This is a genomic window from Curtobacterium sp. MCLR17_032 (assembly GCF_003234795.2).
In the GTDB taxonomy this organism is placed as follows: domain Bacteria; phylum Actinomycetota; class Actinomycetes; order Actinomycetales; family Microbacteriaceae; genus Curtobacterium.
The window spans coordinates 706167-726591 of the sequence record NZ_CP126268.1; the positions used below are offsets into that span (position 1 = coordinate 706167).

A 20425-nucleotide genomic window follows, 5' to 3' on the forward strand; every position below is an offset into this window, starting at 1 on the left:
GACCGGGGTACGTGTCGGCGCGTCCGGCTGGCCGTTCTCCGCACCGCGGCGGTGGTCGCGACAGTGTGTCGGACGGGAGGCGCGCCCCGAGTGGGGGACGTGCCTCCCGTCCCGCGGGTGGCCGGGTCGGGACCGGGTGGCCGTGGGGCGTTCGGTCAGCGCACCGCGGCGCGGAGCGGGGCCGTCGCGAAGTCGCGCATGCCCGCGGTGAAGTCGACCTGCGCGTGCCAGCCGAGCTCGTCGGCGATGCGGGCCGAGGACGCGGTGACGTGGCGGACGTCGCCCAGGCGGTACTCACCCGTGACGACCGGCTGCGGGCCGTCCGGACCGGCGATCGCGGCCGCCATCTCGCCGATCGTGTGGACCGTGCCGGAACCGACGTTGAACGCCCGGAACGACTCGGCCGGGGCGGACTCGGTCGCGGCGATCGCCGCGATGTTCGCGCCCGCGACGTCGTCGACGTGCACGAAGTCGCGACGTTGCGCGCCGTCCTCGAAGACCCGGGGGGCCTCGCCGCGGGCCAGGGCCGAGCGGAACAGCGACGCGACGCCCGCGTAGGGCGTGTTCGCCGGCATGCCCGGACCGTAGACGTTGTGGTAGCGGAGCGCGACCGCGCGACCTCCGGTGGCGCGGGTCCACGACGAGGCCAGCTGCTCCTGCGCGACCTTCGTCTGGGCGTAGACGTTCCGCGGGTCGAGGGCTGCCGACTCGTCGATCAGGCCCGGCAGCAGCGGGCGGCCGTCGGGGCCGATCGGGTCGAACTGCCCGGCGTCCAGGTCCTCGCGGCGGCGGGCCGGCGGGCGCAGCGGCTCGCCGTCCGCGGTCGTGTACGCGCCCTCGCCGTAGACGACCATCGAGCTGGCGACCACGAGGCGGCCGAGGTCCAGCCGGTCCATCGCGGCCAGCACGTGCGCGGTGCCGGCGTCGTTGCTCGACACGTAGTCGGGCGCGTCCTGGAAGTCGACGCCGAGCCCGACCTTCGCTGCCTGGTGGCAGACCACGTCGACCTCGTGCAGCGCGGCGTCGAGCGCCACCCGGTCGCGGACGTCGCCGTGCACCAGCTCGATGCCGGCGGTGCGGTGGGCGGTGACCACGGCCTCCGGATCGCCGTGCACGTCGGTGCGCAGGGAGTCGAGGACGCGGACCTCGTACCCGGCGGCCAGGGCCTGCCGGACGATCGTCGAGCCGATGAACCCGGCGCCGCCGGTGACGAGCAGGCGGGTCACGGGCGGAGCTCCAGCACGCGGGCGGAGGCGCTCGCCGGCACGAGCTCACGCGGGGCGTAGTCGTCGGGGATCGCGGCCACGATCGAGCCGATCGCGCGGACGATCACCTCGTTCGCGCGGGCCAGGCGGTCCATCACGGCCTGGTGGGTGACCGGGGCGTCGGTGCTGGCGGTGCTCTCGGTGCTGCCGGTGCCGGTGCTGGTGCTGGTGGTCTCGTCCGTGGCCGGGGCCAGGCCCGCGTCGGCGTCGGTGACGAACGACAGGTTGACCGTGCCGATGCCGAGCTCGGCGGCCAGCGGGACCTCGGGCGACATCGTCATGTTGATCGTGTGGCCGCCGGCCTCGCGCATCCACACCGACTCGGCGCGGCTCGAGAACCGCGGACCCTGGATGACGACGCACGTTCCGGTCGGGCGGAACGGCACGTCCAGGGCGGCGATCGCGTCGATCGCCGCACGACGGAGCACCGGGTCGAACGGATCGGCGAAGGAGAGGTGCTGCACCTCGTCCTCGAAGTACGTGTCGGCGCGGCCCCATGTCCGGTCGATCAGCTGGTCCGTCACCACGAAGGTGCCGGGAGCATAGTCGGGGTGGAGGCCGCCGACGGCGCTCGAGGACACCACGGCCCGGACGCCGAGTGAGCGCAGCGCCCAGAGGTTCGCGCGGTGCTCGATGCGGTGCGGGGCGACCGAGTGCGCGCGGCCGTGGCGCGTCAGGAACGCGACCCGGCGGCCGGACATCGTGCCGACGCTGATCGGGCTCGAGGTCGCACCGAAGGGCGTCGGGACGTCGATCTCGTCGGCGGTGCCGGGCTCGAACAGCTCGTACAGGCCGGATCCACCGATCACACCGATCGTTGCCGTCTTCTCGTTGTCCACAGGTCCTCCGGTCGTCCTCGGCGCTGGTCGGCGCCGTCGTTACGCTACAGATGCAGGCCAGGAACGGCCCGCGAGCGGTGCGTCGTCCGATGCGCCGCGTCAGGACCATTCGGAGGCGCGCGTGCGAACGATCGGTCAGCACCGGGAAGCAGTCCAGGCGCTCGTCGAGCCGGCCCTGCCGGGTGGGCGGGGAGACGCCGAGTCAGTGCCGGTCGTCGACCTGGCCGTGGCGTCCGGCGCCGGACGCGGGTACCGGGTGCTCGCGGCCTCCGTGCCCGCACCGACCCCGCTGCCCGCGTTCGACAACAGCCAGATGGACGGGTTCGCCGTCCGCGCTGCCGACGCCGGTACCACCCTGCGCGTCGTCGCTCCGATCCCCGCTGGCCTCGTGCCCCCACCCCTCGAGCCGGGTACCGCAGCCCCGATCATGACCGGGGCGCGGATCCCGGACGGTGCCGATGCCGTCTTCCCCGTGGAGTCGACCCCCGCCGGTGCCTTCCCCGCCGCGCTCGACGCCGAGGTCGTGCCGGTGCCGGACGACCTGGTCGCGGGCACGTTCGTCCGCGTCGCAGGTTCGGACCTCCGCGCCGGGTCGGCCATCGCCCGCGCCGGACAGGCCGTCACCCCCGCCGTCCTGGGCGCCCTCGCCGGGGCGGGGGTCGCCACCGTCGACGTGTTCCGTCGTCCGCGGGTGCTCGTCGTGTCGACCGGCAGCGAACTGCTCGACGACGGCGGTGCCGCCGCGGCCGGTGACCTCCGCGCCGGGGCGGCCATCGGCGACGCGAACGGTGTCGCACTGTCCGCCGCGCTCGCCGAGGTCGGCGTCGAGACCCGTCGCGTCCGGGTGCCCGACGACGCCGAACGGTTCGTCGGCGCGCTCGACCAGGCCGTGGGGGAGTGGGCGGACCTCGTCCTCACCACGGGCGGCATCAGCGCCGGGGCGTACGAGGTGGTCCGCCAGGCGCTCGAGCCCCGGGGGCTCCAGGTGACACCGGTCGCGATGCAGCCGGGCGGTCCGCAGGCCCTCGGCAGCGTGACGATCGCCGGTCGGTCGGTGCCCGTCGTCGCCTTCCCGGGCAACCCCGTCTCGGCGCTGGTGTCGTTCGAGGTGTTCCTACGCCCGGTGCTCGCCCGCGCCGCCGGACTGCCCGAGGGTCGTCCGAGTGCCGACCTGCCGAGTGCCGACGCCGCGACCTCGCCCGCAGGCAAGCACCAGGTCCGGCGCGGGACCATCGTGGACGGCCGTGTGCAGTTCGTCGGCGGGCCGAGCTCGCACCTGCTCTGGCACTACGCGGAAGCCACGCACCTCGTCCACGTCCCGGTCGGCACCAGCCAGGTCGACCCGGGCGACGTCCTGACCGTCTGGAGCATCCGATGACCGACCTGTCCCACGTCCGCGCCGACGGCAGCGCGCACATGGTGGACGTCTCCGACAAGGACGTCACCGCACGCTCCGCCACCGCGACCGCGACGCTCGTCACCCGACCGGACGTCGTCGCCCGGATCCTCGACGGCTCGCTGCCCAAGGGCGAGGTGATCGGCACCGCCCGCATCGCGGCGATCATGGCGGTGAAGAAGACCGCCGACCTCATCCCGCTCTGCCACCCGCTGCCGATCGCCGGGGTCGAGGTCGACATCACCGGCGTCGAGGACCGCGTCGTCGTCCACGTGTCCGTCCGCACGACTTCACGCACCGGCGTCGAGATGGAGGCCCTGACCGGCGCCAGCGTCGCCGCCCTCACCGTGTACGACATGGTCAAGGCCGTCGACCGCGCGGCGTCGATCACGGACGTCCGCGTCCTCGAGAAGCACGGCGGACGTTCCGGTGACTGGATCGCGTCGTGACCCTCGACACCCCGGACCGCGGTCGCGCCGCCGTCCTCGTGGTCTCCACCTCGGCCGCCACCGACCCCGCGCTCGACCGCACCGGACCCGTCATCGCCGAGTGGCTCCGCACCCGCGGGTTCACCGTCGGCGACCCGGCGATCGTCCCCGACGGCGGCCCCGTCGCCGACACCCTCACCGCAGCCGTCAGCGGTGGTGCCCGCGTCGTCATCACCACGGGCGGCACCGGCGTCACCCCGACCGACCGCACCCCCGAAGCCGTCGCGCCGCTGCTCGACCTGGAACTCCCCGGCATCGTCGAGGAGATCCGCCGCCGCGGTCTGGCCGGTGCCGGACCCACGGCACTCCTCAGCCGCGGAGTCGCCGGGGTCGTCGGCGGTCAGGCGTTCGTCGTCACGCTGCCCGGGTCCCGCGGCGGAGTCGCCGACGGGCTGGCCGTGCTCGACGGGCTCCTCGACCACCTGCTCGCCCAACTGCACGGCGACGGGCACGCCCCGCGGAGCGCCTCGTGAGCGGCACCGCAGCCGAACGGGTCGTCGTGGCCGACGTCGTCGACCGGGACATCACCGTCGACGAGGTCTCGGCGGTCGTCGCCTCGGACCAGGACGGAGCCGTCGTCACCTTCGCCGGGGTCGTCCGCGACCACGACGGCGGCAAGGGGGTCACCGCCCTCGAGTACGAACGGCACCCGAGCGCCGGTGACGTCATCGCCTCGGTCGCTCGCAGCATCGCCGAACAGCACCCCGAGGTCCGCATCGCCGTGCTGCACCGCGTGGGCGCCCTCGGCATCGGGGACGTCGCGCTCGCTGCAGCCGTGGCGTCCGGGCACCGGGCCGAGGCGTTCGCGGCCTGCGGTGCCCTGGTCGACCTGGTGAAGGAGCAGGTGCCTATCTGGAAGCACCAGCGCTTCACCGACGGGTCGGACGAGTGGGTCGCGGCGCTCTGACGGTGGGCGATACGTCCTCTGAGGTCGCGGACGGTGTTCGATCGGGAGACGTGAGCATCGACCAAGACCTGGTGTCCCGACGATGGGCGGCGGCTGCCCACGACGCGGAAGCGGTGCTCGCGGACGAGGGCTCGCTCCTCCGGGTCAGTGCGTGGTCGCGGTGGAGTCTGTGCCTCGGCGTCCTGGCACTGCTCGTCGTGACGGTCGGGTTCGTCGTCCTGCCCCGCGGAGACGACGACGCCCCGCACCTCGTCGTCGGACTGTCGGTGGTGGGCGCGGCCCTGGTCGTCCTGGTCGTCCGCACGATCCAGGGCAACCGGGTCCGCGAACGCCTGGGAATGGCGTACCCGACGGTGACGACGGTGTTGACCAGCCGGGAACGCCAGGCCGTGCAGCGAGCGGTCACCGGTCGGAGCCCGGTACCGGCCGATCGGCGGCGGGTCGTGCGCGCGGCAGCCCTGCTCCGTGCGGACCTCCTGCGCGTCGAACAGCCGCTCTGGTACGCGACGGTCTGGAGTGCCCTCGTCCTGGGGGCCGGGTCCTCGGACTTCCCGCTCGGGGCGTTGTACGCGGTGTCCGCCGTCCTCGTCCTCGTCGGAGCCGGGGTCGTCGGGGTTGATGTGTTCCGCGTGCGCCGAGTGCTCCGAGCCGGGGCGACCCCGGAGGACGCCCCCGGCTCATCTGCGTGAGCCCGTCGGCGGCGGCGATGGGTGTGCGCCAGCCCGGATCACGACCGCGGGTGTAGCGGGAGAACACAGCGGACCCATAGGATCCGAGGCCATGGGAATCCTGCTGTCCGGCGTGAGCGTCGTCCTGCTCGTGTTCGCGTTGATCGACATCATCACGCGGACCGACAGCGAGGTGCGTGGGCTGCCGAAGGTCGCGTGGATCATCCTCGTGATCCTGCTGCCCGTCGTCGGCAGCATCGTCTGGTTCGCGATCGGGCACGACTGGGCGGCCGGACCGCGGAACCACGGCCGGTACCTCGAGCCCGCGCGTCACGAGGACCGGTACGCCACCCTCGGCGCCGCGAAGAGCGCGCACGGGGACAAGCGTGTCTCGAGCACCGAGCAGGAACTCGCCGAGCTCGAGCGAGAGATCGAGTACTGGGAAGCGCAGGCACGCTTGAAGCGGGCGAAGGAAGCGGCCGGCGAAGGCGACACGACGGCGGCGACGTGAGTCGGGCCTCCCGTCCGGACGCCTGGGCCGACGTCCCGCCGCTCTCGTTCGACGACCGGCGCTGGGAGTTCGTCGACCAGCGCTCCGCCTTCCTGACGGACGGTGCCGAACCGCGGGAGGTGCAGCGCAGCGGGCGACGTCTCCGCAGCCGGTTGGTCGCGGCGGCCGCACTGGTCGTGCTCGCCGGTGCGCTCGGGTGGTTGCTGGCCGTGCAGACGACGGTGCCCGCTCGGCAGCCGTCGGACACGTCGTCCCTGATCGGCACCGGCGCCTTCGTGCTCGCACTGGTCGTCTGGGTGGTCGGGGTCGTGCGTATCAGCCGCGCGCGCTCGTGGCGGACGATGTGGTCCGATCCGCTGTCGGGGATGACGATGCGGGAGCGACGCGGGATCGAGCGGGTCCTCAGCGGTCGCGCGCCGGCTGAGCCGCACCGCGTCCGGGTGCTCCGACGGCTGGCGCAGCTGCGACTGGTGCAGAGCGAGTGGACCCTCTGGTTCACGGCGGGGTGGGTGCCGCTGGCGGTGGGGCAGTCCCTCGCGGCGGGCAACGGCGTCATGCTCTGGTTCGAAGCCGTCCTCGCGCTCGTGTTCGGGGTGATGTTCTTCGTCGTGACGAGGCAGCGGGAGCGGTGGCGGGCGTTCCTCGAGCGGACGGCGTGAGCCGAGCCTCCAGGCCGGCCTGACGGGCGGCGGGCTCGCGCTCCTGGGCTCCCGGGCTCCCGGGCTCCCTGGCTCCCGGGCTCGGCCGCGGGGCGGACCCGGCGCGGGTTGGACGTGGCGCCGGCCGGACCCGCCCAACGACAATCCGTTCGCGCCACGGGATCAGCCGGTTCGAGCGGGATCCCGTTGTGCTCAGCCAGCCGGAACCGGCGGAGCCCCGTGCGCCCCGCGCCCCCCGGGCGACCGCCGAGGCACGGCGACGGCTGAGCCCGGCGAACCCGGGGCGGCCCGGACCGGGTGCCGCCCGAGCCGGCGCGAACCGGACCCGCACAACCGCATCCGGCTTGCACCGTGGGATCCCGCGGTGCGAAGGGGATCCTGTCGGGCGCAGCCGATCGGAACCGGCCGGCGCCCGCCGGCCCGCCTGCCCGCCGCCCGCCGCGCTCAGCGCCGCCCCCACGCGCTCCGCCCCCGCCCCCTGGCACCCTGCACCCCCGCGACCCGCCCGCACCCCCTGGCACCCCGCACCCGCGCGACCCGCCTACCCTGGTCAGGTGGCTCATCTCCTCGGCGCCGAGAACGTGCATCTCGAGTTCCCCACCCGTGTCGTCTTCGACAGCGTGACCATCGGCCTCGACGAGGGCGACCGGATCGGCGTCGTCGGCCGCAACGGCGACGGCAAGTCGACGCTGCTCGCGCTCCTCGCACAGCGCCTCGAACCGGACGACGGCCGCGTCACGCACCGACGCGGGGTGACGATCGGCTACCTCGACCAGCGCGACATCCTGCCCGAGGGCATGACCGTCGGGCAGGTCGTCGTCGGTGACCTCGCCGAGCACGAGTGGGCGGGCGACGCGAAGATCCGCGACGTCATCGGGGGCCTCGTCTCCGACATCCCGTGGGACGTCACGGTCGACGAACTGTCGGGCGGGCAGCGACGTCGGGTGGCGTTGGCGCGCCTCCTGGTCGGCGACTGGGACGTGCTGTTCCTCGACGAGCCGACCAACCACCTGGACGTCGAGGGCATCCAGTGGCTGGCCGAGCACATCAACCGCCGCTGGTCCGCGAACCAGGGCGGCATGGTGGTCGTGACCCACGACCGGTGGTTCCTCGACGCGGTGTCGACCGACACGTGGGAGGTGCACGACGGCGTGGTCGAACCCTTCGAGGGCGGCTACGCGGCGTACATCCTGCAGCGCGTCGAGCGTGACCGGCAGGCGGCGTCGAGCGAGCAGCGCCGCCAGAACCTGGCCCGCAAGGAGCTCGCCTGGCTCCGCCGCGGCGCCCCCGCACGGACGAGCAAGCCGAAGTTCCGCATCGACGCGGCGAACGCCCTGATCGACGACGTGCCGCCGATCCGTGACACCGTCGCGCTGTCGCAGATGGCGACGGCGCGCCTCGGCAAGGACGTCGTGGACCTCCTCGACGCGGGCGTGTCCTTCGACGGCACGATGATCATCGAGGACATCGAGTGGCGGATCGCCCCGGGTGAGCGGACCGGCATCCTGGGCCCGAACGGTGCCGGCAAGTCGACGTTGCTCAACCTGGTCTCCGGCAAGCTCCAGCCGACGACCGGCCGGGTGAAGACCGGCAAGACGGTGCAGATCGCGGTCCTCGACCAGCAGCTCGCCGACCTCGCCCAGTTCGCCGAGGACCGCGTGCGCGAGGTCGTGGCACGCAAGAAGACGAGCTACGTCGCCGACGGCAAGGAGATGACGCCGTCGCAGCTGCTCGAGCGCCTCGGGTTCACGTCGGAGCAGCTCTCCACCCCGGTGAAGGACCTGTCCGGCGGGCAGAAGCGTCGCCTCCAGCTCATGCTGATCCTGCTCGACGAGCCGAACGTGCTGATCCTCGACGAGCCCACGAACGACCTCGACACGGACATGCTCGCCGCGATGGAGGACCTCCTCGACACCTGGCCGGGCACCCTCCTGGTGGTCAGCCACGACCGGTACCTGCTGGAGCGTGTCACCGACCAGCAGTACGCGGTCCTCGGTGGGCACCTCCGTCACCTGCCCGGTGGCGTCGACGAGTACATGAAGCTCCGGGCCGCGGGCACCGGTGGCGGGACGGCTTCGGCTGCTGCCGCGGCATCGGCCGGGAGGCCCGACACGGCCGGGTCGTCCGCCGTCGCCGCCGCCTCGGGGCTGCGTCCGGCAGGGACGGCGGCTGCGCCGACGCTCTCCGGCGCGGAGCGTCGCGTGGTGGAGAAGGAGATGTCGGCGCTCGACCGCCGCATCAGCAAGCTCGCCCTGGACCGGAAGAAGCGGCTCGAGGCGTTCGGCGCGCACGACCAGTCGGACTACGAGGGGCTCGGCAAGCTGCAGGCGGAGCTGACCGCGCTGGACGCCGAGGTCGAACAGCTCGAGGAGCGGTGGCTCGAGGTCGCGGAGCAGCTCGGGGTGTAGCGGGGTCCGGTCTGCGGGTTTGGTGGACGTGCTCCTGCCGGAGGCTGGCGCTAGTCGCCGAGCCCCAGGATGAGCCGGCGCAGCAGTCCCGCCAGCTGGCCCTGGTCGGCGTCGGACACCCCGGCCAGGATGTCCCGCTCCGCCCGGAGCAGGTCGGCGATCGCGGCGTCCACCGCCTGACGCCCCACGGTCGTCAACGACACGAGGATGCCGCGGCCGTCGCGGGGATCGGTCCGGCGTGCGACCAGCCCGCGTGCGGCCAGCCGGTCCACCCGGTTCGTCATCGTGCCGCTGGTCACCAGGGTCTGCTGCAGCAGGGCCTTGGGGCTCAGCTCGTACGGGTCACCCGCGCGCCGCAGTGCCGACAGGACGTCGAACTCCCACGGCTCCATGCCGCCCGCGTCGAACGCCTGCCGCCGGGCCCGGTCCAGGTGCCGGGCGAGCCGGTCCACCCGGGACAGCACGTCGAGCGGCGCGAAGTCCAGGTCCGGACGCTCCCGGCCCCACGCCGCGACGATCCGGTCGACCTCGTCCTCTGGCGGCATCCGTCCATCATGGCGTGGATCGGCGGCGCACGACCAGTGTCGGGCACATGGGAGGATGGTCGGGCTCCTCCGGGGGCGTTCCGCCTTGGTGTAATGGCAGCACGACGGCCTTTGGTGCCGTTAGGTCCGGGTTCGAATCCTGGAGGCGGAGCTCCGGGGTGTTCGGAGTTTTCGGCGATCTCAGTCGGAATATTCGGGCGTGACAGCAGGCCGAGGTGGAAAACCGCGCTCAGCTCCGCTCCCAGGGTCGCTCGTCCTGTCCCGACGACCGCTGGGGAGCGGACCGCGACGCGTGCCTTGGTCTGCGTTCGCTTCGAGGAACGACGAATACCCCCTGCCGGACGTGGCGAGGGGGAGTTCAGGGTCTATGAAGTTTGGAGGCGCGGGCTCGTCAGTCCAGTAGTTGGAACTCTGGTAGCTGCGCGATTGCGTTGAAGCCGTTTCGAGAGTCGTGCTCGTCGAGGGTCAGGGTGCTCAGGCCGGCCTCGAACAGGGCGGGGCTGGTGTTGTTCATGCGGTTGATGGGCGCGAGGCTCAGTCGCTCCTTCAGCCACTCGATGATGCGAGCGAGGTTTGCGCTTGCAGCTGCGAATGCGGCAGCGAGCTCGACAAACCAGGGTCCGCGGACGCGACGCTTCATAGCCACTCCGAGGGCTTCGCGATCGGCGTCTTTGAGGCGCGAGTTGCCGTTCTCGACATTGTTGCGCTGGCCGAACCAGGCACGCTGCTCGTCGGAACCGTACTCGAACTCCTGGTGGTACTTCAGGTGGCGCTGATTCAACACACCCGGGCGATTGCTGAGGTTGCCCGGGACCTTGACGGTCTTCCCAGGCACTTTGAGTTCCACGACTTCGCCGGATTCGGGATCGAACTCGACCTCATCGCTCTTGAACGTGGGATAGGTGTACTGCCGGGCGCCCGTCTGGTCGAAGTTGCTGCGCGGCTTCAGATGGTACTTGCTGCGCGAGTTTCGACGCTTCGTCGCGAGTGCCTCGGCCTCAGCGCGAGCGGCGCTTTGCGCTTCTTCCGGTAACTCTTCAATGGCGGCAAGTCGTGCCTGGTGAGTTTGTTCGAGGAAGACGAGGGTTGAGGGCATGCATGCCATATACCAGTTGCCGCCCACCATGATGAGCTTGTGACGGCCGTCTTTGCTGTTGTAGGACGCCTGGATGCCGAGTTCGGTCGTCTTGTAGTCCATAACGACCTTGACGCCAGCTTTCGCGAGCGGCCCTTGGAGGTCCTGAACTCGGGCGCCGGGGAAGTACGCGCGGTCGCCGATGAGTGTCTTGACGTCGATTCCGCGCGAGCGCATCGAGTTGTAGAGATGCAGCCCGTGTCCGCGAGTCTTGCCCGGCTTGTGCCCGCTGGTCGCGAGGAACAGGAGCGGGTATGTGAAGTCGCTTTCAGCAGGGTCGCGAGTCATGACCGCGAACTCGACCTCCCAGCCGAACTTGCGCTTGCTCTTCTTGACTCCGGACCCGTCGTGATCGCCATCGCGCGTGTACCACCCGCAGTCGAAGTTTACCGAAACCGTATCGTTCGGGCCGATTGTCTTGTCGCCCTTCTGGCTGCCGGAGACCTCCGCAAAGGTGGCGTCGATGGCGACAGCGCCCTTGAACCGTCGGCGGACGTCCCTCGGCAGGAAGTTGACCGAGCCGTCAATGAGGAGGTTCGTGAGCTCGAGCATTCGCGCGTGCCGTTTGGCCATCTGCTTACGCTCTCGACTGGCGACGAGGAGGTCGTATTCCTTCTTCAGCATTCGCTCGCCCCGCTTGCCGGGGTGTCGGTCAGTGAGGGTTCGCAGGCGCTGGATCGCCTCCCAGAGGCGGCGGTACTGCGTAGCCTGGTGCGGAGAGAAATGAAGGATGCCAACGGCTTCGCGTTGCCGAACGGTCAAGGACATCGCGACTTCGGTCATCTTCTTGATGCTGACGCTTCGTCGAGCTCGCATCGTCACGAACATCAACTTCAGAAGGCTTGCTTCTGAGAAGAGTGCGCGTCGTCCTCGATTCGAGCGACGTTCCTCACGCCGCCACTCCATCACTCGTTCTTCAATCGGTGCGCGGCTGAACAGGAGGACCGCCTCGTGGACAGCGAGTTCGAGTGGAACCACTTCGCCGACGCGCATGTACTTCCCCATAGGCACACCGAAGGCTTCGAGCATGAATCGCTCAGCATCTTCGTAGTCGTGGTGCTTGGGAAGCGGCGCGGTCATCGTGCCACCTCCGCGCGGAGCTGGCTGCGGTAGGAGTCGGTGTCCAGTGCCGGGACATGGGCGACGAGTTGGTCGAGGTGTTCGAACTTCGTGACGCCGGCGGCGGTCATGAGAGCGCGCATGTCGGTGCGGGCGATGAGGTGGGTGATGAGCCAGGTGTTCCGCATGCGGGTGGTGACGGGACCTGGTTCGTTGCCGCGGTCGGTGTCGTAGAGGAACGTGGTGAGCGTACTGATGCCGTGCTTGACCCGCTTCGGCGACCCGAATACCCAGTGCTCCGGCTCGACCTCGGCAATGGAGTTGAGCAGGAGCGTCTCAAATCGGGCCAGGAGCGGAACGGTCCGGGCTCCCGCCGAGACGGTGACGAGGACACCCTCGGCGTCAGCGACGATGTCGCGGCGGCGGACCTGGAGGAGCTCGTTCGCTTTGAGCCCCGCTCCAGCGCAGAGCGCGAGGACGACGCCGGCGCTGCGCCGTCGTGCCGCGGTCGACTGGCCCGTCGCCCAGCTCTCAAGGAGGTGCAGGTCGAGGTCGTCGTACGGTGCTGCGGTGTTCTGCGGAGCCGTCGGCGCGAACTCCAGCGGCACCTCGCCGACGAGGACCTCGGACATGCGCATCAGAGCGGACCGGTACGTGCGACGCGTGGTGTCCGACCAGGTGACGTCGGTCCGGGTGATGTAGCGCCGGATGATGACGGGGTGGAAGACGACGGCGGTCTTCGCCGGGTATCCGCTGACGTTGATGACCCAGTCGACGAACGGTGCCGCGACAACGATGAGCCTGTCGGCTGGCTGAGCGATGGACGCTGCCGCCTCGGCGACTGCGCCGACGACGAAGTCGCGGACAACGCTCCAACGGTCCTCCGCGAAGTTTGGAACGTACTTCACTGGTGTTCCTCCTCGAGTGAGGAACGACAGGATGGCGCGCAGCATCGCGGCGACGTACTGACGCGGTGACCGGAGGATCTGGCTAGGCATGCCCGGCCTATGCAGGCGAAGAGAGATGAGCTGTGGGAACGCGTCCCAGATTCTGATCTCGCTGCTGATCGATCCGCATACCTGCGCGGATCGGCGGGGGCCGCCGCCGATGCGAACGGACGCGCCCTGCCGGGCGTGTCGCCGCTTGCCCGCGCATACGACGGTGACGTCGGCGTCGTACGCGTGACGCTCGCGATGTGCATGCGATCCGGGCGGCTCTCTGCTTCGGGGACTCAGAAAACGTAGTGATCTTCGCGTCCGGATTGGTCCTGTTTGCGGACCCCGCTCGTCCGCGACCCGCGCGTCCTCCAAGATCACGCCCGTTCCGCGCATACCCCCTCCGAGGCCGACCGCCGGCCTCGGAGAGGACCACATGCCCACCCCGACCACGGCGCTCGCAGCGCTCCACGCCGAGTACTCCGACCACGCAACGCAGCCAGCCCTGACGCTCACCCTCGACCAACGGCGCGGCGTCGCGTTCTACCTCGCCGACACCGATGACTCCGTCGAGGTTGAATCCTTCGTACGACGCTGGACCGACCGAGTGCACGACCTCGACGACTTCGTCTACAAGCACGGACGGATGCCCCGCGCCGACTCGACCCGTCCCCGCCCTGCGACCGCCGAACAGACCCTCGTTGACACCCTTACGTACTTCCGGCAGGTCGGCGCTGCGGGCGGCTACTGCTCGTACCAGGTTCGACGACTTGAAGCGGTGCCGGGCTTCGCATGGAACCCCCGGGACGCTCAGTGGTCCGCGATGCTCGCCGCGCACCAGCAGTTCTGGATTAGTCATCAGCGACCGCCGCGTCGTCGCGCGACCGACCTTGCCGAGGTGACGATCGGACGGTGGGTCGCCCAGCAACGCGCCCAGCACGCCCGCGGCCGCCTGCTGCCCGAACGCGAACAGCAGCTCCGGGCAGCACGGTTCCGGGTCCTCTGACGGCGTTACCGAACTTCGCGAGCCTCAGCGAGGATCCGTCGACGATGCTCGGAAGCGTCCATCGTCGGAATGTGCCGCAGAGACGTGACCAAGTGCTCCGGCTTGCGCAGTCCGCCGGCAGCCATGAGCTCCCCGACGTGCGTGCCGCCAGCGAGGTGCGTAGTGATCCACGTAGCGCGCATTCGCGTGGGGACTGGCTTCGGCTCGTTGCCGAAGTCGGTGTGGTTGATGAACGGCGTGACGAAGTTGTAGGTCGCCTTTCTGTCCTCCCCGCCAAGCACCCATGCGTCGTCCGGCACGTCCGCGAGGGAGTCGATGAGGAGCTGTTCCCATCGTTCGAGCACAGGTACCGACCTCGGCCTTCCGCCCTGGACGTCGACGAGCGCTCCGTCACGGTCAACGCGCACGTCGCTCCGCCGCAGTTGCTGCATCTCCCACGGGTCAAGCCCAGCACCTGCTCCCAGGGCGAGGACTGCGCCAGCACCTCGACGTCGCAGTGCCGTCGACTGCCCAAGTGCCCAGGTCTCGAGCAGGTTCATTTCGAGGTCGGTGTACGGGGCAGTGACAGACTGCCCGTTCAACGGTGCAAACTCGATCGGACCCTCTTCGGGGAGGACGACCTCCGAGATCCGGAGCAGGAAGGAGCGGTAGTCGCGGAGCGTCTTGTCCTTGAGGTTTAGGTCGTCGCGGGAGATGTACCGGCGGATTAGCACCGGGTGGAACACGTTCGCGACCTTCTGCATCCCGTTGACGTGAACGACCCAGTCAACGTACGGCGTTACCGCGACCATCAGCCGCTCAGCAAGGTAAGCACACGCGGGTGCGACGAGCGCGACAGCGTCCAGTACGAACGGCTCGATGTCGGCCCACCGGTCGGCGGGAACCGACTGGTTCCGGTACTTCCGCATCGCGTGGAGGGGTTCTGGGCGAAGCTGCGGGACAAGCGTCCCCTTGTCTACGTTCGAGCTTCGGGCCCCGAGCGTTGAGTCCCCGAGGATGAGCGGCTCGGGTTCCCAACATTGGACGTGCGAGCAGTGCTCGACGAGACCTCGACGTGGGAACGGACGACCGAAGGCGGCGCCCATCGGCCGCCCCAGGGCAGCCGCAGACGTGACGGTCTCCTGGTGCGGCACGACGCGGTGCTCGGTAGAACGAGGTGAGCGGAGCGCCGCTCGAACGGCGGCAGGGAGCGAAGGCATGCCACGGCTATGCCCGACGGCCGGACCCTGACGTGAGGAACGCCGAGAAGTAGACCGACACGGCCCTCAAGGACCGCTCCTAGCCAACTTCCCCAGCTGGTTCGGGCGTGCCGGCATAGCTCCAGGACAACGACTCCTGGAGGACCCCTTGGACTACCGCACCGCTACCCGTGAAGAACGAGCCGCCGAGTTCATCGACTTCGCGACGAAGCTGCACGACGGCCGATACGACTACGCGCACGTTCCGCTCGGCTACGTCAACGGCGACACCAAGGTCACCATCATCTGCCCCGACCATGGGCCCTTCGAGCAGACCCCGCGCGAGCACCGCCGAGTCCGCGAAACGCCCTGGGGCCCACAGCGTGGCCAGGGTTGCCGAGACTGCAAAGGGTTCAACGCTCAGGCGGAGATTCGTCGCGAGCGATTCGTTGCGAAGGCTCTGGCCACGCACGACGACCGGTACGACTACACCGATGTCGTGTACTTGGACGCGCGAACCGACGTGACCGTGAACTGTAGCGAACACGGAGCATTCTCAGTCCGCCCAGACAACCACACCTCCAAATACGCGACCGGCTGCCCCAACTGCGCCCTCACATCTCACCGCTCGGCACCGCGGTCAAAGAAGAAGTCAGAGGAAGGCCAGTGGCGGAACCGCCCGGCAGGGACGACCACCGGACGGAAGCGGACCCCGCGCAGCGCGGAGACCCGCTAGCTGCGCCGTCGACCGCAGCCCCACTACTCGTTCGCCTCAACGTGTCAGCACCGGGCTCGTCGTGAGCGACGGCGAGGCTTGCAACCAGCCGCCAGCGGGGGAGCGGCTACCCGAATCGGCTGCGGGCAGAGCGATCTGTCGGCCCAACCCACACCATCGCGATGGCGTTCCACGGGATGTTCTCGCGGTTCGTCGGCTTGCGGCAGCAAGCAGGGTTGTTGTTGTTGTGAAGAGGGGAGCGAAAGTGTCTCGAAGTGCCTCAAACTGTCTGTTCCGCTCCTTGTTTGTCTGCCGCCAAGGCTTCCGCGACTCGGCGAGTGCTGTCGGCCGGCGGCGGAAATGGCAGCCGCTGATCTGCCTAGAAGCCCACGGGAGTGTGGCCGCCCCGCCCCGATCTGGATCAGTAGTGCGCTGATCGTGATCGGCCTGGTGTGCTGGATCGTCGAGGGCGTTCTAAGCAGTCGCACGACAGGCGGCGGACCGTCTCACTAGCCGATCGGCTACCGGGCGCTGTCACTCCAGGAGCGACTGCACTGCGTTCCAGAGGTCCATCTGCTTCCCGCCAGCGAAGAGAGCTCCGGCCTTCTTGAATCGGTAGGTCGTAGCGCCCGGCATGCCCGGCCCGAGCAGACGCACGTGACCCACTAGGCGGCCGTCCTTTGCGCTGGACACATCCCAGTCCGACGGTGAACCAACAGGAGGGCCCTGACACACGACGACGTACCTGTGGCCAGCGTCCGTCTCAACCTCGAACTGTTGCACATGATCGAGGTCCGCATCGCGGCCCAGCTGCTCGCCTTGAACGGTCACCAGCCGGATGTTCGCCTGCATAACGGAAGGATCTCACCAATCCCGATGCGCGCCCGGACAGCGATCTTCTACCGGAGCCGCCCTCTACGCTCCATTTGTGTTCACGATCGAAACCGTCGACCCAAGTGACCCCGTGGCCAACCGGATCATCCGTGCCTACATCCTTGACGTCGCGTCACGCTGGTACGGGCGACCGGCCACGACGGAAGAGGTGGACGAAGCGCTCATCGACGAGTCCTACGACGATCTACTGGGCCTCTCCGGTGCCCTGCTCGTCGCGCTCGACGCAGGCCACGGCATTGGCTGCGCCGGCGTGCGATTCACCGGCGACTACGCGGAACTCACGAAATTCTTCACGCTGCCCAACCACCGCGGCCGCGGCGTCGGGTCACGGCTGCTCCGAGAGATCGAACGAGTCTGTGGCGCACGAGCGATCGGCACGATCCGGCTCGACACGCGCGCAGAGTTGAAGGAAGCGTGCGCGCTCTACGAGCGGTTTGGCTTCGAGCGGGTCGACGCCTTCAATGACGAGCCATACTCCGACCGCTGGTACGCCAAGGCGCTGGACCAGCGCGTCCGGTAACCGATCGTTCAGCGGAAAGCATCGACCACGTTGATGGTCACGATGACCACGGCAGCGATCAGTCCGAGGACGGCGAAGATGATGCCCTGGATCCGCATGCGGCGCTTCGTGTAGGCCCGCTCAGCCCACGCGCGACCGAAGAGGCCGCTACCGACCGCGCGGGACTGTCGGGCGCCTTCCTCTGCGGTCAAGAACATGACCACCCCGACGAAGATCGCGAACAGCGGAATCAAGAGCGCCTGCCACGGGATGTGCACGGTCCGAGCCTGCCTCATCGCATGCCCGATGTCCGTCCGGTGGCCGATCGGGTGCCGGACGGGGCGATATACTGTCAGCGACGAAACCTCCGCCGACCACGGCGGAGGTTTTCTTGTATGAGCACCCCAACGCCCCTGACCATCACCACCGCCGACGAACGACACCGCCCTCAGCTCGAACAGCTCTGGACCATGTTCCGGCACGAAATGTCCGCGTTCACCGGCACGCTCCCCGATGAGCGCGGCCGCTTCCGCCAAGAACGACTCGACGCCGGCCTTGCGGAGCCGGGCTGGTCGGCACACGTATTCCACCTTGGACCGCACCCGGTCGGACTCGCGGTCCTCCGCGGACTCGACGAAGAGGAACACATCATCAGTAGCTTCTTCATCGCGCACGGAGCACGACGCTCTCGCATCGGACGTGCCGCCGTGACGGAACTGACCGCGGCGCACCCGGGGAGATGGGCGGTGGCCTACCAGGACCGCAACGAAGTAGCAGCGAAGTTCTGGCGCACGGTCGCGACCGAAATCGACCCGACGTGCACGTTCAAGCACCACGCCGTCCCAGGCCAGCCGGAGCTACCCGCCGACTCCTGGGTCCGATTCGGTGTCCGATAGCCGATCGGCTACCGGACGCTGCTGTCGGAGCTGACGATGGCGACCTGTTCGAGGATCGTCCGCATCGTCTGTTCACCAGTGAGGTCGGCGCTGTCGATCCACTGACCTTGATCACCGAAGCCTACTCGCATGGTGGCGTCGAGCTCGCGGTAGCCATCGAAGTCGAACTGCTCATCCTCGCTGCGTGCGGCGTTGCGGTCGCGGCAGGCTGCTTCGCCAGGGGCGAGGACGACCAACCGTGCGCGCTGCTGAGGGAGCTGCCGGAGGAGGCGATCGAGATGATCTCCGTCGGGAAGAACGCAATCGACGATCGTCGTGAAACCGCTCGCCGTGAAGTTGTGCGCCAGTGCCCCGAGATTGCGGTAGCAGAGCTCAACCTGTCGTTCTGCTTCGTCGGCGGGGTGGCCGAGTGGCCAGACCGCGCCGGAGACGATCATCGCGTTGAGGTCATCGGCACCGATCCGCACGGCACGAGGGAGCGCCGCGGCAACGAGACGGCTCACCGTCGACTTGCCGGCACCCGGCATCCCTGTCACGATCCAGGCCACCTCGTCGGCTGACGAGTCGAGTCCGCCTTCACGCATCGGTGCGACCCGCCGCCCAGAGCCAGCGCAGCGCATCGGGCAGCAGCACCCCGCCGTGGTTCGGGGAGTGCGACCCGTCGCCGACGACGAGCCGGAAGTCGTAGCCCGCTCTCGCGAGTGCGGACGCGGTGTCGAGGCTCTCGGCGAACCAGTTCGCCGCTCGCTCGTTCCAGTGCAGATCCCGGTGCGCAGCATGCAGGAACACACGTGTGGGTCGGCGCGGTTCGGTCGCGAGGAGCGTCGGGTACGGGTTCCCGCCCGGCATCTGCGCGAAGCTCGGGTTGAACGCGATGACCCTCCCGAACCCGTCGGGCCGAGTCCATGCTGCTGTCAGGGCGGCGTTGCCACCACTGCTGCCGCCGCAGATGCCACGGTTCATCGGATCAGCCAAAACGCCGTAGCGGGACTCGACCTCTGGTAGGACCTCCTCCATCAGGAAGCTCGCGTAGGTGTCATCGAACGCGTCGTACTCGGCGTTCCGGTGCTTCGTCGGTACGCCGTCGACGTCCATCACGCCGGGGTCGACGAACACGCCGACCATCGGCGGAAGGACACCGTCGGCAGCGAGGTTGTCCAGCACGGTCCCAGCCCGCACCGCGCCGGCTGGATCGAGGTACCACCAGCCGTCGTTGAACACCATGACCGCGCACTCGGCATCAGCGAGATGTCCTGCGGGGCGATGAACCCAGACCTTTCGAGACGTCCCCGGGTACCGTTCGCTCGAGTCGAGGTGGAGTTCCTCGATCGTGCCGGAGGGTACGTCCGGCCGGACCGCTGAGTCGGGTCCGTACTCGTACGAGATGTCCTGCTGCTCGATCGGGAGAGCGGCGAACGGCACTGTCGGAGACACGAATCGACTCTAACGACGAACCTCACGAGCAGACAGCCGCCGTCATGCTCCGTCCCGGTAGCGTCCGGGCAATATCGGCTACCGGACGGTCATGGCTCCGCCAGCGAGCTCGCTCCGACCGCCGCTCCGCGGCGCGGTCGTCCTACGACGCAGTGATCCCGAGCTGTGCGAGAACGGGTTGATCGCCGATGGTCTGCAGGTTCCACTTCGGGCGCTTGAAGGCACCGCGGGAGAGTCGCACGCGCTGTTCGTCGACCGGCTGCCCGGCCCGAGGCGATACCTGCGTGACCCCGTTCGGCTCGTAGCCGAGCTTGTACGAAACGGTCAGCGACGGGGTGTTCCAGGCCGCAGCACTTGACTCTGCCCATTCGGCACCCAGAGTGTCGAAGGCGAACAGCAGCAGGGCCGCGCGCATCTCGGTGCCGACGCCCTTGCCTTGGGCGCGTCGGGTCAGCCAGGAACCGGAGTTCACAGTCCGGCGGTCCGCGAAGTTGAACGCGGCGAGGTCCTGCGCCCCGATCACCTCGTCGTCAAGGATGACGGCGAATTGGATCGTCCAGTTCTGCGGCGAGACCTGGCGGAGGCTCCACTGATACGTCGCGAGGTTCCGCGGCAGCTCCTCCGGAGACGCATCGGTCCATGGGAAGCCAAACGGCATGCGGTCCGAGTTGTGGATGCCATCAAGAGCAGCCTGCGCCAGGGCAGGGAGGTCCTGGTCCCGCACCGGACGCAACACCAGCCGTGGGGTTCGGAGTTCGAGTCCGAACAACGGCCACAGCTTCTCCAGTTCCATACCGGGACGCTACCTGTGCCGGTCACCGCAGCGAGGCGTGTTACGCGCCCAACCGCTGAGTAGCGACCCTCGCATCTGTCCTCTCGCAGCGCCCGGTGATCGATCGGCTACCGGACGCGCGCAGCCCAGATCCCGCGCTTCTCACGGTGCAGGATCCCTGCGTCGGCAAGCGCCCGGAGGTGGGACGGTCGGCTG

Annotated in this window: 22 protein-coding genes and 1 tRNA gene; 12 read left to right on the plus strand and 11 right to left on the minus strand. The window is 69.4% G+C overall.

Going from position 1 to position 20425, the window contains the following annotated elements:
• Positions 1 to 155: 155 nt before the first annotated feature.
• Entirely contained in the window at positions 156 to 1226 is a 1071-nt protein-coding gene (locus DEI97_RS03390) for an NAD-dependent epimerase/dehydratase family protein (RefSeq protein ID WP_111074961.1), read from the minus strand.
• Positions 1223 to 2104, minus strand: coding sequence for an MTAP family purine nucleoside phosphorylase (locus DEI97_RS03395; RefSeq protein ID WP_111074962.1), 882 nt, complete (start codon positions 2102 to 2104; stop codon positions 1223 to 1225). Before DEI97_RS03395 ends, DEI97_RS03390 begins: the two co-directional genes overlap by 4 nt.
• Before the next feature lie 121 nt (positions 2105 to 2225).
• Between DEI97_RS03395 and DEI97_RS03400 the strand changes: the two genes are divergently transcribed.
• The 8 genes from DEI97_RS03400 to DEI97_RS03435 all read left to right on the plus strand — a co-directional run bounded on the left by DEI97_RS03400 (position 2226) and on the right by DEI97_RS03435 (position 9141).
• Positions 2226 to 3482 (plus strand): molybdopterin molybdotransferase MoeA, encoded by a 1257-nt coding sequence (locus DEI97_RS03400; protein WP_111074963.1) that lies wholly within the window; start codon positions 2226 to 2228, stop codon positions 3480 to 3482.
• Positions 3479 to 3949 carry a cyclic pyranopterin monophosphate synthase MoaC gene (gene moaC / locus DEI97_RS03405; RefSeq protein ID WP_111074964.1) on the plus strand — a complete coding sequence of 157 codons (471 nt, stop codon included), beginning with the start codon at positions 3479 to 3481 and terminating at the stop codon, positions 3947 to 3949. Before DEI97_RS03400 ends, moaC begins: the two co-directional genes overlap by 4 nt.
• Positions 3946 to 4461 (plus strand): MogA/MoaB family molybdenum cofactor biosynthesis protein, encoded by a 516-nt coding sequence (locus DEI97_RS03410; protein WP_111074965.1) that lies wholly within the window; start codon positions 3946 to 3948, stop codon positions 4459 to 4461. The genes moaC and DEI97_RS03410 overlap by 4 nt, the downstream gene beginning before the upstream one ends.
• On the plus strand, positions 4458 to 4895 hold the full coding sequence (locus DEI97_RS03415) for a molybdenum cofactor biosynthesis protein MoaE (protein WP_111074966.1): 438 nt from the start codon (positions 4458 to 4460) through the stop codon (positions 4893 to 4895). Before DEI97_RS03410 ends, DEI97_RS03415 begins: the two co-directional genes overlap by 4 nt.
• A gap of 50 nt (positions 4896 to 4945) precedes the next feature.
• Positions 4946 to 5584, plus strand: a complete 639-nt coding sequence (locus tag DEI97_RS03420) for a hypothetical protein (RefSeq protein WP_111074967.1) — start codon at positions 4946 to 4948, stop codon at positions 5582 to 5584.
• A 91-nt stretch (positions 5585 to 5675) separates the two neighbouring features.
• Positions 5676 to 6074, plus strand: coding sequence for a PLD nuclease N-terminal domain-containing protein (locus tag DEI97_RS03425; RefSeq protein WP_181439251.1), 399 nt, complete (start codon positions 5676 to 5678; stop codon positions 6072 to 6074).
• Positions 6071 to 6733: a hypothetical protein gene (locus tag DEI97_RS03430; RefSeq protein ID WP_111074969.1), complete on the plus strand. Its 663-nt coding sequence runs from the start codon at positions 6071 to 6073 to the stop codon at positions 6731 to 6733. The genes DEI97_RS03425 and DEI97_RS03430 overlap by 4 nt, the downstream gene beginning before the upstream one ends.
• Positions 6734 to 7287: 554 nt before the next feature.
• Positions 7288 to 9141, plus strand: coding sequence for an ABC-F family ATP-binding cassette domain-containing protein (locus DEI97_RS03435; protein ID WP_111076452.1), 1854 nt, complete (start codon positions 7288 to 7290; stop codon positions 9139 to 9141).
• A gap of 50 nt (positions 9142 to 9191) precedes the next feature.
• Here the strand turns inward: DEI97_RS03435 and DEI97_RS03440 are convergent, their stop codons facing one another.
• On the minus strand, positions 9192 to 9686 hold the full coding sequence (locus DEI97_RS03440; protein ID WP_111076453.1) for a MarR family winged helix-turn-helix transcriptional regulator: 495 nt from the start codon (positions 9684 to 9686) through the stop codon (positions 9192 to 9194).
• A 79-nt stretch (positions 9687 to 9765) separates the two neighbouring features.
• Between DEI97_RS03440 and DEI97_RS03445 the strand changes: the two genes are divergently transcribed.
• Positions 9766 to 9837 (plus strand) — tRNA-Gln (locus tag DEI97_RS03445).
• A 240-nt stretch (positions 9838 to 10077) separates the two neighbouring features.
• Here DEI97_RS03445 and DEI97_RS03450 read toward each other — a convergent pair.
• On the minus strand, positions 10078 to 11901 hold the full coding sequence (locus tag DEI97_RS03450; protein ID WP_111076454.1) for a hypothetical protein: 1824 nt from the start codon (positions 11899 to 11901) through the stop codon (positions 10078 to 10080).
• Positions 11898 to 12878 (minus strand): site-specific integrase, encoded by a 981-nt coding sequence (locus DEI97_RS03455; protein WP_146248259.1) that lies wholly within the window; start codon positions 12876 to 12878, stop codon positions 11898 to 11900. Before DEI97_RS03455 ends, DEI97_RS03450 begins: the two co-directional genes overlap by 4 nt.
• A 373-nt stretch (positions 12879 to 13251) precedes the next feature.
• Between DEI97_RS03455 and DEI97_RS03460 the strand changes: the two genes are divergently transcribed.
• Complete coding sequence (locus tag DEI97_RS03460) at positions 13252 to 13821, plus strand: helicase associated domain-containing protein (protein ID WP_111076456.1); 570 nt, start codon at positions 13252 to 13254, stop codon at positions 13819 to 13821.
• Between the two features lie 5 nt (positions 13822 to 13826).
• Here DEI97_RS03460 and DEI97_RS03465 read toward each other — a convergent pair whose 3' ends face one another.
• Positions 13827 to 14729 carry a hypothetical protein gene (locus tag DEI97_RS03465; protein ID WP_146248260.1) on the minus strand — a complete coding sequence of 301 codons (903 nt, stop codon included), beginning with the start codon at positions 14727 to 14729 and terminating at the stop codon, positions 13827 to 13829.
• Positions 14730 to 15168: 439 nt separating this feature from the next.
• Here DEI97_RS03465 and DEI97_RS03470 point away from each other — a divergent pair, with 439 nt between their 5' ends.
• Positions 15169 to 15735 (plus strand): DUF723 domain-containing protein, encoded by a 567-nt coding sequence (locus tag DEI97_RS03470; RefSeq protein WP_146248261.1) that lies wholly within the window; start codon positions 15169 to 15171, stop codon positions 15733 to 15735.
• 513 nt (positions 15736 to 16248) lie between these two features.
• Here the strand turns inward: DEI97_RS03470 and DEI97_RS03475 are convergent.
• Complete coding sequence (locus tag DEI97_RS03475) at positions 16249 to 16566, minus strand: hypothetical protein (protein ID WP_146248262.1); 318 nt, start codon at positions 16564 to 16566, stop codon at positions 16249 to 16251.
• A 76-nt stretch (positions 16567 to 16642) separates the two neighbouring features.
• Here DEI97_RS03475 and DEI97_RS03480 point away from each other — a divergent pair, with 76 nt between their 5' ends.
• Entirely contained in the window at positions 16643 to 17128 is a 486-nt protein-coding gene (locus DEI97_RS03480; protein WP_181439382.1) for a GNAT family N-acetyltransferase, read from the plus strand.
• Positions 17129 to 17136: 8 nt separating this feature from the next.
• Here DEI97_RS03480 and DEI97_RS03485 read toward each other — a convergent pair whose 3' ends face one another.
• The 4 genes from DEI97_RS03485 to DEI97_RS03500 form a co-directional block, all read right to left on the minus strand.
• Entirely contained in the window at positions 17137 to 17781 is a 645-nt protein-coding gene (locus DEI97_RS03485) for a hypothetical protein (protein WP_284158322.1), read from the minus strand.
• A 230-nt stretch (positions 17782 to 18011) separates the two neighbouring features.
• Positions 18012 to 18587 carry an AAA family ATPase gene (locus DEI97_RS03490; protein ID WP_284158323.1) on the minus strand — a complete coding sequence of 192 codons (576 nt, stop codon included), beginning with the start codon at positions 18585 to 18587 and terminating at the stop codon, positions 18012 to 18014.
• On the minus strand, positions 18580 to 19437 hold the full coding sequence (locus DEI97_RS03495) for an alpha/beta hydrolase (protein ID WP_111076500.1): 858 nt from the start codon (positions 19435 to 19437) through the stop codon (positions 18580 to 18582). The genes DEI97_RS03490 and DEI97_RS03495 overlap by 8 nt, the downstream gene beginning before the upstream one ends.
• Positions 19438 to 19579: 142 nt before the next feature.
• Positions 19580 to 20230: a GNAT family N-acetyltransferase gene (locus tag DEI97_RS03500; RefSeq protein WP_017885572.1), complete on the minus strand. Its 651-nt coding sequence runs from the start codon at positions 20228 to 20230 to the stop codon at positions 19580 to 19582.
• Positions 20231 to 20425: the final 195 nt, after the last annotated feature.